Source organism: Chromobacterium sphagni, from assembly GCF_001855575.1.
GTDB classification, from domain to species: Bacteria; Pseudomonadota; Gammaproteobacteria; order Burkholderiales; family Chromobacteriaceae; genus Chromobacterium; species Chromobacterium sphagni.
Map to the genome: position 1 here is coordinate 3,195,663 of NZ_MKCS01000001.1, position 11,126 is coordinate 3,206,788.

Sequence of the window (11,126 nt, forward strand, 5' to 3'; positions counted from 1 at the left end):
GAAATCCTCTAGCTGTGGCTGAGATACCGGATTGCCTCATCGATGCAGGAGACGAAGAAGACCTGCTTGCCCCGGTTGCTTTCCACGATGAAGTCGCGCAGGCTGCTGCTGGTGTATTTCGAGAAATTGCCGATGATGGCGATTTTTTGCCGGTAGTTGACGAACATCTGCAATAACTCTCCGGCCAGACCGGTTTTGAGCTGGAAGAAATCGGGATGCAGGCAGGCTTCCTCCACCGCGATCCCGGTCAGATTGCCGTGTCCGTGTCCCATCATCACATCCAGCGCGTCCTGCCTGGTCTTGATTGGCGCGTCGGTGGAGAGCACGTGCGCCACACGGATTGAATCGCGCTCTATCAATTTGATTTCCATTCAATGTGTCCATTGTTGAGGTGGGTAGTCTTGCGGCCGGACGATCTCGTCGCCAAGCTCCCGGTCGATATGGCGCTGGAAGGCTTCGGCGCCCAGCGCCTGTTCCATCTGCAACAGCCGTTCGCGCAATGGTTGTATATGAGGAGCCGAGCCGGCCTGTATCGCGCGCGTCCACAGTTTGCAGTAGTGGGGGATGGCCGCGGCGTAATTTTCCTGCTGGAAATGGATGTCGGCTTGCAGTCCGTCCAGCGCGTCGCCGAACAGCTTCGCTTCCTTCATCGTCTTGAGCCGGTCAAGCGCGGCCTGGGCATCGGGCGAGGCGTGGCGCGCGGTGCGCGACAGCGCGATGTCGAACAGCTGCTGGGCGTGCAGTCCGGGCGGAGCGTCCTGGTAGGGGATGTCATTGAGTATGCGCTCCTCCAGGCTCAGCGCCTGCTCATGCATGCCCGATTCGACATGGCAGCGCACCAGGGCCTTCAGCGTTTGTATCACTTTGAGCCAGGCCGAGTGCCGGGTATAGATGGACAGCGCGAGCTGGTTGACGGCGATGGCCGCTGGCCAGTCCTGTCTTTGCTGATAATGCAGGTCGAGGAAGGCAGTCGCCTGCTGAAACAGCGGCGCCTGCCTCCTGTCGATCGCTTCCGCTTCCGCCTCCGCCTGTGCGTCGAGCCAGGCCTGCCAGTAGCCGGCGGCCTGCCTCAGGCATGGGCTGGTTTGCGCCTCCTTGGCCGCAAGCGTGCTCAGCGCCAGCGTCAGCCAGGCCAGGGCGGCTTCTGTCGGGGGCGGCTCGTAGGGCCGCAATATGTCCGTGGAGCGCTCCAGCAGTTTCAGCGACCATTCCGCGCTTTCCTCGCCCAACTGCGCTTGCCGCATCAATTGCTCGAGGGCGTGCTTGCTGCTCAGGAACTGGCGATAGTCATGTGCGAACCATAGTTTTTCAAGATGCAGCGCCCAATGCCTGCGGTTCATCAGCAGATAATGGGCAAGCGGGGGATTCTGCTGGCCGTTCAGGTGATTGCTCAACAGACGGACGCCTTCGCAGAGCGCCTGGCTGAAGAAAAGGCTGGCGCCTGCCACCGCGCCGAGCTTGTCCTGCTCCCGCCGTTTTTGTCGTAAAAAGGCTTGGCAGCGGGCATCGATCTGTCTGCCATGAGGCAGCCGATTCAGAAAACCTTGTCGTTCCCATTGCGCGATGATCTGGGAGAACACCGCCGCCGGGTCGCCGACGAGGGCAAGCAGCTTCTTCGCCGGCTCGAAGGGCTCTTTCTGGTCGATCGCCACCATCAGCAGCTCGAGCAGCAAGCCATCCACTTCAGCGCACAGCAGCAGCAGCGTCTGCCATGGCGCCGACAGGCACGACCATTGCCATTGATAAAACGCCGCCACGACGGAGCCCTGTCGCGGCATGCGCCGTTCAAGCTCCTGGGCCAGCTCCGATGCGGCGGACGTCTCCAGCAACGGCAGCGCGTGCTTGATCAGGAAGGGGTTGCCCCGGCAGGCCGCGAGCAGGGCTGGCCAGCCGTCGTCGTCGTCGCGGCCGCTTAGCCGGCGGTTGCGCAATTGCTCCGTGGCCAGCATGTCCGCTTCCTGCGGCAGCAGGGGCCGCAACGGAATGTCGACGACGGACGGTCCGGTTTGAGCGTGGCCGTCTTGATGGCTCTGGATGAGGATGTGTCCATCTTCCAGCAAGGTTTCGATGAACTGTTCCAGCGTCTGCCGGTCGGCCCGTTCCAGCGGCCCGGCCTCGGCTGTCAGAGCCGGCAGGCCATCCAGGACGAAGCAGCAACGCAGGCTTTTCAGCGCCATTCTGGCCTGAGGCAGCTGGTCTCGGCTCAGCTCGAGAACCGGCGCGATCATTTCCAGCATGTTGTCGACGGTGTAGCTTTCGTTGCCGAAGTCGAAATAGAAGGCGAAGTCTATGCAGCCCCGCTGGGACAGATATAGCGCGATGCGATGCGCTTGATGGGTTTTGCCGATTCCGGCCGGGCCGGTGAGGGCCAGCGACCGCCTGGATAGCTTGAGCGCGTGCAGGATGGACAACGCCGCGCCGCCGCCCGCCAGCTCAGCCAGCGGGGGCAGCAGCGAGGACTTGAAGCCCATCAGTCGCTGGCGGGCCTGGACCAGGGTTTGCGATTCCGCCAGCGGCGCGCTGGTCTGCGGCGATTCGAAGAAGCCGAGGGATTGGCCGCCGTAATGGACGATCAACGGCCATGCCGGCGGCGCCGAACCTTGCGATGCGAAACGAGATGCGCGCTCAGGCGAGGACAGGCTGGCTCTGGCGGCGGTGACGGCGCGCTCCAGGGACAAGCCGGCGGCCAGACCTTGGTAGATCTGGCTGAAGCAATGGCCGCTGGTCCAGGGATCGGCCGAACCGGCCGTGCCCAGCACATTGCCCAGGCCGGCATGGCTGGCGGCGGCGGCCGCCGCGCTCAGGCCGGCGGCGACCGGCGCGGGTTGGCCGTCGCGGAAGCAGGCGCGGATATCCAGGCACAGCATGGCGGCGTTCTGCCGCCGCAGCAGCCGGGCGAGATCGGCGATGCCGAGGCGCTGTTCGGCGCCGCTCGCGTCCCGCAGCTGAAGGCAGGCCTGCTCGCCGTCCAGGATGATGTCGCCGTCGTAGTGGGCGATATGGACGGGTTGGGACGGGTCGCTCAATCGTTGCTGCAATCGCTCCCGGCTGCTTGCCGGGAAAATTTCATAGTCGATGGCGCCTTCGGTGGTGAAGGCCACCGCGCTGGATTCCAGCGCGGTGTCGGCGGCGGGCGCGGCCGTTCTCGATGCGATGTGCAGTATGCGCAGCGGCGCGGGCGGCGCTGCTTTCGCCACCTGGGGCGTGCCCAGCTGCCGGTTCAGCTCGGCTACCGCGTCCGGCACGGGCGCGACCACTTTCAAGCCATATTCCCGTTCCGCGTATTCCTTCGGGTGGCCTGGGCCGCGGAAACGGCGGATGAAGGCCTGAGCGTGCAATGCCAGCGGGGCCTGGCCGGTCGGCAGTCTCAGCAGCTCCCAGGGTTGGGCCAGAAAACCGGGGCGGGCTGATTCTATCAGCACCGAGAGCTGGGCGGCGTCCTGCTGGCCGATGGCGGCCAGCGCCTCGTTCAATGCGGGATGTTCGCCTGCCAGGCGACTGCCGAAGTCTGTGCCCGAGGCGAGCAGCGCTTCGGCGGCAGGGGCCGCTTGTCTGGCGGCGAAGTGCCGCTCCAGCGCCTGCCGGGCCTGCTCGGCGATGGCCGCGATGTCGCCGCCGGTGACGCAGTGGACGCGGACGGCGGCGTTTTCAAACGAGATTTCTATGGCGTCGCCGCGATCATCGGCGGCGGGCTTGTCCGTGATTTTCAATAGCATAGTGTTTCCGGTGGATGGGCTGCGTCACTGGCCGAACAGCGTCTGGATTCGAGTCTTGACTTCTTCGTGATGAAAGGTCTGATCGTGCATTTCCACCTCCAGGTCCGCGATGGCCGGGAGGCGCCGCCGCAGGTCGGCGACCAGATGGTTTTTCAGTATCACCAGCGAGCGGCGAGGTTTTTCCGCAAGCTGTCGCGCCAGATCGTGGGCGTAGGACAGCACTTCGCTTCTGGGGAGGACGGGGAAGGGAATGCCGCGTTGAGTCAGTTCCGCTCCGCGGAAATTGCCGGCCGCCATCAGCATTTCCTGGGCCAGCGGCAATCCCAGCTTCTCTCTGAGGATCAGCGTGGAGCCGAAGCCCGGCGTGAAGCCGTATTTCATGAAGTTGGTGGTGTAGACGCTTTCGCGGCTCATGACGACGAAGTCGGAGAACAAACCCAGCACGAAGCCGCCCCCGATGCCATGCCCCTGCATGGCGGCGATCACCGGAACCTCGCAGGCGAGCGGGAGGTTGTAGATCGGCGTGTCGGTGAATTTCCCCTTGCCGCCGGAAAGACTCAGCAGGCCCTCTTGTGTGCCGCCGGAACAGAAATAGGTGTCGTAGCCTGTCAGAACGACCACCTTGCATTCCGGATCGGCGGCGATGTCGCGGAACGCGTCCATCAGTCCGGTGCAGATGCCGGGTGAGAAGGTGTTCTTGTGTTCCCTGTCTTCCAGCGTGATCTGCACGATGGATGGGGAGACATGGGTGCTGTGGACGACGGTGGCGCTCATGCTAGGCGGACTCCCATGGGAAAATGCCATGTTCGACGTAGCGCACGATGCTGGCGATATTGCGCGGATCGGAAAACACCTCTTTATTGGCGGCCAGCGCCAGCGGTTTGTCGGCGGCCAGCGACCGGCTTAGTTCGCTGGAAAAGCGCTTGTAGCGGGCGATGGCGGTCTTGTCCAGGCGCCGGAGCCGGGACAGATGGCGGCGCAGCAGCGCTTCGCTATTGGCCTCGCTGGCGTCGATCAGCCCCCAGGCCGTGGCCTGGGCGGCGTCTATCGGATGGGTCGACAGCGTCATGTAGTGCGCTTTTTGCCAACCGATGCGGCGGGCCAGAAAGGGCAGCACGCAGGCCGGCATCAGCCCGAACAGCAGCTCGGACAGACTGAACGCGGCGCTGTCGTCGGCCAGCGCGATGTCGCTGGCCGCTACAAAGCCTATGCCTCCGGCGTTGGCCTTGCCGCGCACGTGTGCGATGACGATATAAGGTCCGGACGCCAGTCGCAGCCACAATTCGTACAAGGGTTCGGGGCCTGCCGCGGCTTGTCCGGCGGCGGGCTGGCCGTTGGCGGCCCGGATCGCGGCGAAGTCGGCGCCGAAGCAGAATACCTCCGGCAGGCCCTCGATCACCACGATGGTGATCGACTCTTCGCAAGCATCCAGCACATCGGAGATGTCGGCGATCAATTGGGCATTGATGGTGTTTTGCGCCTCGGGCCGATGCAGCTGCAGAACGCAGATCGGATGCTGGTAGCGCACTCGCAAGGTCTGATAACGGGCCTCGGCGGTCATGACGCCCACTCGTACTGGCGGTGGAAGTCCTTGATTTCTTTGAGGATAAGGTGCTTGTCGCCGTTTTTCGGCCGGCGGGCGCCGGGTATGGCGCCGTCGTCTACCTTGACATTGCGGGTGCCGAACTTGATCTGGCTGTTGCCGCGCAGCAGATAGTCGTACTCCTCCATCGACAGTCGATGCCGCTCTCCGAGCCGTTGTTCGATTTTCAGCTGCTTGAGCGTGGACTGGCTTTCATGGCGGACGATGCCGCTCAGAAACTCCGAACAGCAGCCGGAACCGTAGGAAAAGTAGCCGATGCGGGCCGGGTTGCGGAAATCGCCGTGATCTATGGTGCTGGCGAGCGACAGCAGGGCGGTGGCGCCCATGATGTTGCCGACGCGACGGCAATATGTCAGGCCGGGCGCGACCCGCTGTTCGAAGTCTTCCTCGATCGCGGCCGGTTTGGCGCCGGTCATCTTGCGCATCATGGTGCGGTGCGCGCCCTTGACCATGCCGCCGAAAGGCGTGTGGAAAGACAGGTACTGGAAAGAGCGGGCGTAGTCGACGTCGTGCACTCGCTTCTTGTATTCCAGGAACGCGTTCTCGCAACAGTCCAGATAGGACAGCAGCGACAGGTCGGCGTTGCCGGCCTCCAGGTCCGGGGCGGGGCGGCAGGTGTCCATGACCTCGTAGCCATAGTAGCCGCTGGCCCCGACATCGATCTGGAAAACCTGCGGTCGGTCGCTGACCAGCATGGCGACCGCTCCGGCGCCGGCGCTCGGCTCCGCGAACGACCATTCCTCGGCCGGCTCATTGTCGCCGTCGGCGATCATGTAGCGGGAAATGTCGGTGGCCACCACCAGGGCCTTGGCTCCCGGGGAAACTTGCGACAGGATGAAGTTCACTGCCATTTGCAGGCCGGCTGTGCCCGAATAGCAGGCCTGCTTGATTTCGAACAGCCGGCAGTTCTTGCTCAGTCCAAGGTAGTGGTGCAGATAGGTGCTGATCGACTTGCCGAAATCGACTCCGGATTCCGAGCAGGTGATCAGCATTTCGATGCGGTTTTTTTCCTGCTCGGAAAGCGCGTCGACGATGGGGCGGGCGGCGTTGGCGCCGAATGTCACCGGATCCTCGTAGGGGAGGGCGACTGATTTCTCGCTCATCAGCAGCGCCTGGAACCGCGCGCTGTCGAGCTTGCGTCTTTGCGCTAGCGCGTTTACATCCAGGCACGCGGTTCCGCCGAATACATTCATTGCTTCTATGCCAACCGACATCATGAAATAGTTCTCCCGGCAATCTTTAGGAATAGGACCGCAGGCAAAGCGCGGTATTGATGCCGCCGAATCCCATGCTCAGCGTCAGCGCGGTGTCGATGGCGCTGGCCACGCTGCGTTCGCGCACCCAGTTCAGCGATGGCGCGATTGGATCGACCAGGTTCTTGGTCGGATGCAGCCGTCCCGCCTTCATCTGCAGCAGGGTGGCGACGATTTCGACGGCGCCGGCGGCGCTCAGGCCGTGGCCGACTATCGACTTGGTCGCGTTGAGGTAGGCGTGGGAAAGTCCGCAGGACTGGATGGCCCTGAGCTCGGTCTCGTCGCCCAGCGGCGCGCCAGTGCCGTGGGTGTTGACATAGTCGATGTCTATTGCAGCGCGGCCGGCGCGTTGCAGCGCCATCCGGATCGCGCGCGCCTCGCCTTCCGGCGACGGATCGGGCTGCCGGTTGGCGTCCATCGCCACTCCCCAGCCCGCCAGCCGGGCATAGGGAACGGCGCCGCGCCGTTGCGCCGACGCCTCGGACTCGACCACCACCACGCCGCAGCACTCGCCGTAGATGAAGCCGTCGCGGTCGCGGTCGAAGGGCCGGCAGGCAAGCTCGGGCTGCTCGGCGAAGCGGTCCGACCCCATCGCGCCGAGATTGCGCAATCCCTGGAACTCCCAATGAGACAGGTCAGTCAGCGCGCCAAGCGCGATGCAGACGTCCACCTGTTCCGACTGCACGGCCTGGATCGCCTGGATCACCGCCAACTGACCACTGGCCGACGCGCCGCCGACGGTGCAGGCCAGGCCGCGTATGCCGAACTGTTCGGAGCAGAAGCCGCACAGATCGGTATCCATGAAGGACACGCCGTAGGCCGGGCTGAGCAATTTTTCCCGCTCGGCGTAGGCCTCCCGGGTCAGCAGCATGTCCCTTTGCTGGAGATTGGAGCCGCCGACGATCAGCCCGATGCGGATGGGGTCCACATCGATGAGGCCTGCGTCCTGCCAGGCCTCGCCCAGCGTCGCCAGGGCGACCTGGGCGCTTAACGAGGCCCGGCGCAACTGCTTGCGGTCGATGGCGTCGGGCATGCGCAGCTCGGCGATCTCCGCGCCGATAAAGGCGGAGTCCTTCTGGCGACCGGGGCGCTGCATCACGCCGAACGACGACTCGGCGTTTAGCAAGGCGCCGAGGAAAGCCTCCTGTCCCTGGCCGATCGCCGAGGTGACGCCAACGCCGGTGACGACCGTCTCAGGCCAGCTGGAGCTTGGCATGCAGCAAATCCGCCAGTTCGCCGATATTGTTGGGGCCGAAGGTTTCGACGCGCGGAATCTTCAGGGACAGCGCGTCGAGCACCATCATGATGATTTCCGCGCGGTCCACCGAATTGGCGCCCAGGTCGGCCAGCCGGTCGCTGCCCTGGAAAGCGTGTCGTTCAAGATTCGGCAGGACGGCCCGCGTCTGCTCGACGATCAATTGAAGAATGTCTTCTTGTCTCATGGCGATCACTTTGAGGGTTGGTGGAGGTCGGCGCCGGCCAGCGCGCCGAAACGCTGGTTCAGCCATTGGGCGGTGCCTTGCATGATGCGTTCTGCGATGTCGGCGACATGGCGGTTTTGCCAGCGCTCGATGGCTGTGCCTTTCACCCACTGGTTGAATGCGCCCAGGGCCGGGCCGCAGTGAATCTGGTAGTCGGTGAGCTGATCTTCTTCGCCTTGCAGGGCGAGCCGGGTGGAGTGGGCGAAATACCATTTGAAGATCATGGCCATTTTTCGCTTGGGGTTGCGCGCCATCGCCTCGAACTGCTCCGGGTCGAGGCGGGCGTAGTGGCGCCGCGTCTCATCCCAGACCTGGTCGAACGAACGTCGGAAATACTTCTCCTGAATCTGCTGGCGGGTTTTCGGATCGATTTCTTCCAGAGAGCCGTGGCGCATGTAAAGCTCGTGCAGCTTGTTGGCCCGGGACGGGAAGAACAGACCGCGCCGCACCACCTGTATCTTCGCGCCGAGTTCGAACATGTCGCCGGCCGGGGCGTAGGCCGTATCCTGGACATCGATGTGTTGCAGCAGCTCTTTGACCGACTCGCTGGTTCCCGCCTCGCATGTGCACTGATTAATCGAGCCGGTTAGGATGAAGTCCGCGCCCAGCATGAAGGCGGCGGCCGCGGCATGGGGCGTGCCTATCCCGCCCGCGGCGCCCATTCTTATCTTGCTGGAATATCGATGCTTCGCCGCCATTTCGTCCCGCAGGGCAAGCATCGCCGGCATCAGCACATAGGCCACCCCCTGGTCGGTGTGGCCGCCGGAGTCCGCCTCGACGCAAATGTCGTCGGCCATCGGGACCCGATCGGCCAAGCGGGCCTCCTCGGCATCAAGCAGGCCGGAGGCCGCCAGTTCGCGAACGATATTGTCGGGAGCCGGCTGCATGAAGAGCGCGGCGACTTCGGGGCGGGACACTTTCGCCAGGACATGATTGGGGGCGCGGACGATTCCGTCGGCATCGACGGCGATGCCCTTGAGACGGTAGCGAACCAAGGCGGGAGTGATGCGCATATAGGCCGCGGCTTCGACGTGGCGGATGCCGTATTCGAGATAGATCTGGACCGTGCGCAGTTCCTGTTCCGGCCGGGCGAGATCGGACAGCAGATTCATGCCATACGGCTGACCTGGGGCCAATTCGCTTTGAATAAAACGAATGGATGATTCGATTTCTTCCGGGGACAGGCCGCCGGTGCCAAGGAAGGCCATCAGGCCGGCCTTGCCCATCGCCGTCACCAGCTCTTTCGAGGCGATGCCCTTATACATCGCGCCGGCCAGATAAGCGTATTTGACCCTGTAGTCGGCCCTGAACTCGGCGCTGCCCAATGTCCCAGCGGCAATCATCCCCATTCCCACTCCCGTGCATCATTAGGATTACACATCAGAGAGTTTGCTGGTGGCGCAGCGCAAACATCTGAATCAGGTATTCACATGCCTACATAAATGCTTTTGTCATTTACAGCAGACCCCATCTTAACTTCCCGCACGGATGTCGCGCAAGGGGCAATGACAATTGTGCTAAAAGTGACTCACAATTTTTGCGATTGTCATTGATCCCGACGGGGACGGTAGCGAGGACTGGCCGGATTCCACGTCGGTTTCCGTTCCGCGATAGCATCCGGACGCGGTTTTCAGACGGATGATTCTTGTTGACGTACGCATTTGCATTATGCATTATGAATCCATATGGCATATTTGTTGCCTGTGCCGCGCGGATTCATCCCGACGGCGTCCGGCGTGCCGCCTGCTTGTCATATCGGGACGAGCGTCTTTGGGAAGCGTGGACCGCGTGCTTATTCCGCGGCGTATTTTGTTTGATTGGTGGCAGGGTGTGGGATGGAATGATGGCAAGTCATTGCTGGATTTGCTTGTTTACTGTTGCACTTAACTTCAAGAGCCCGTCATGCAAGAGAAAATCAGTCAATTCCTGTCGGAGCGCCTGCTGATAGAGTTCGGCGGCGATATCGATGCCGACAGCGATCTGTTTCAGCTTGGTCTGATGGATTCCCAGGCTTATATCGAGTTGATCCAGTTTGTCGAAAAAGAGTTCGGCCTCCGCTTCACCGATGAGGAAGTGCTTTCCAACGTTCTGGTTTCGCTATCGGGGATCGTGTCCCTGGTATCGCAGGCTTTGCAGGACCAGGCACGGCGCAGCGCCGTTCCGGAATGACGGTTTTCCTGTTTCCCGGACAGGGCGCGCAGGAACCGGCCATGTGCGATGCCGTGCGCCGACATCCGCAATTCCACGAGCGCTATCAGACAATCTGCGACCTCGTCCAGACGGATGTCTTGCGCGAACTTGCCGCCGGCCGGGCGGAGATGTTGAACCAGAACCGGTTCAGCTCGCTGCTGACCGTGTTGGTCGGCACCTTGGCGTTGGAGCTTTTCAAGCAGCACTCGGATGTCGAGCCCGCCGCCTGCGCGGGATACAGCGTGGGGCAGTGGGCGGCGATGCATGCTGCTGGCATGATCGGTTACGAGGCCATGATAGCCGTCCTGGTCGAGCGGGCACGCCTGATGGACGAGTACTCCGCAAGCGAACCCGGCGGCATGTGCGCGGTGATAGGCCTGAAGGAGGCCGAACTGGAGGCGCTGCTGGAGCGGCTGCGTTTGGATGGCTTCCCGGTCTTCATCAGCAATTACAACTGTCTGGGACAGTATTCCATCGCTGGTACCCTGCCGGCGATCGGGCAGGCGATGGAGAGCATCGCCGCGCTTCGGCCGAAAAAACTGTTGCAGCTGCCGGTCAGCGGGGCCTGGCACTGTCCCTTGCTCAAAACCGCCGAGTCCGGTTTTGAACGCTATCTGCAAGGCGTCGCGCTCGGCGAGCCGCGAATCCCCGTCATCGACAACGTCACTGGCGAGAGCCTTCCGGTGGACGGCGACTTGCTGCGCCGAAGCTTGTCCCGCCATCTCAGCCATCCCGTGCAGTGGAGTCGGGGGATCAAACAGCTGATCGCCGGCGGTTGTACTCAATTCATCGAATTCGGCCACGGCAGCCAGCTGAGCAAGTTCGGTTTCTTCATCGACCGGGACGCCGATTTTCGCGGCTGGCGCGCCTGAGCCTAGGCGGG

Annotated in this window: 10 protein-coding genes; 2 read left to right on the plus strand and 8 right to left on the minus strand. The window is 62.9% G+C overall.

The features are described from left to right. Nucleotides 1–8 precede the first annotated feature (8 nt). Genes BI347_RS14815 through BI347_RS14850 form a run of 8 tightly spaced genes read right to left on the minus strand, consistent with a single transcriptional unit; the run spans nt 9 to nt 9,402 of the window. Nucleotides 9–371 (minus strand): DUF4180 domain-containing protein, encoded by a 363-nt coding sequence (locus BI347_RS14815; RefSeq protein WP_071112329.1) that lies wholly within the window; start codon nt 369–371, stop codon nt 9–11. Beyond that, nucleotides 372–3,716 (minus strand): NACHT domain-containing protein, encoded by a 3,345-nt coding sequence (locus BI347_RS14820; RefSeq protein ID WP_071116200.1) that lies wholly within the window; start codon nt 3,714–3,716, stop codon nt 372–374. A 24-nt stretch (nt 3,717–3,740) separates the two neighbouring features. Beyond that, the gene (locus BI347_RS14825) at nt 3,741–4,490 is read right to left on the minus strand and encodes a polyketide synthase (RefSeq protein WP_071116201.1); all 750 of its coding nucleotides are present in this window, start codon (nt 4,488–4,490) and stop codon (nt 3,741–3,743) included. A gap of 1 nt (nt 4,491) precedes the next feature. Continuing rightward, nucleotides 4,492–5,277, minus strand: coding sequence for an enoyl-CoA hydratase/isomerase (locus BI347_RS14830; protein ID WP_071116202.1), 786 nt, complete (start codon nt 5,275–5,277; stop codon nt 4,492–4,494). Next, a complete protein-coding gene (locus BI347_RS14835; RefSeq protein ID WP_071116203.1) occupies nt 5,274–6,536 on the minus strand; it encodes a hydroxymethylglutaryl-CoA synthase family protein in 1,263 nt (420 codons plus the stop codon). The genes BI347_RS14830 and BI347_RS14835 overlap by 4 nt, the downstream gene beginning before the upstream one ends. A 22-nt stretch (nt 6,537–6,558) precedes the next feature. After that, the gene (locus BI347_RS14840; protein WP_071116204.1) at nt 6,559–7,788 is read right to left on the minus strand and encodes a beta-ketoacyl synthase N-terminal-like domain-containing protein; all 1,230 of its coding nucleotides are present in this window, start codon (nt 7,786–7,788) and stop codon (nt 6,559–6,561) included. Further along, nucleotides 7,766–8,014, minus strand: coding sequence for an acyl carrier protein (locus BI347_RS14845; protein ID WP_071116205.1), 249 nt, complete (start codon nt 8,012–8,014; stop codon nt 7,766–7,768). The genes BI347_RS14840 and BI347_RS14845 overlap by 23 nt, the downstream gene beginning before the upstream one ends. Before the next feature lie 5 nt (nt 8,015–8,019). Beyond that, nucleotides 8,020–9,402, minus strand: a complete 1,383-nt coding sequence (locus BI347_RS14850) for a PfaD family polyunsaturated fatty acid/polyketide biosynthesis protein (protein WP_204378047.1) — start codon at nt 9,400–9,402, stop codon at nt 8,020–8,022. Between the two features lie 553 nt (nt 9,403–9,955). Between BI347_RS14850 and BI347_RS14855 the strand changes: the two genes are divergently transcribed. Next, nucleotides 9,956–10,222: an acyl carrier protein gene (locus BI347_RS14855; RefSeq protein WP_071113572.1), complete on the plus strand. Its 267-nt coding sequence runs from the start codon at nt 9,956–9,958 to the stop codon at nt 10,220–10,222. Next, nucleotides 10,219–11,115, plus strand: coding sequence for an ACP S-malonyltransferase (locus tag BI347_RS14860; RefSeq protein WP_071116207.1), 897 nt, complete (start codon nt 10,219–10,221; stop codon nt 11,113–11,115). The genes BI347_RS14855 and BI347_RS14860 overlap by 4 nt, the downstream gene beginning before the upstream one ends. The last annotated feature ends 11 nt before the right edge of the window (nt 11,116–11,126 follow it).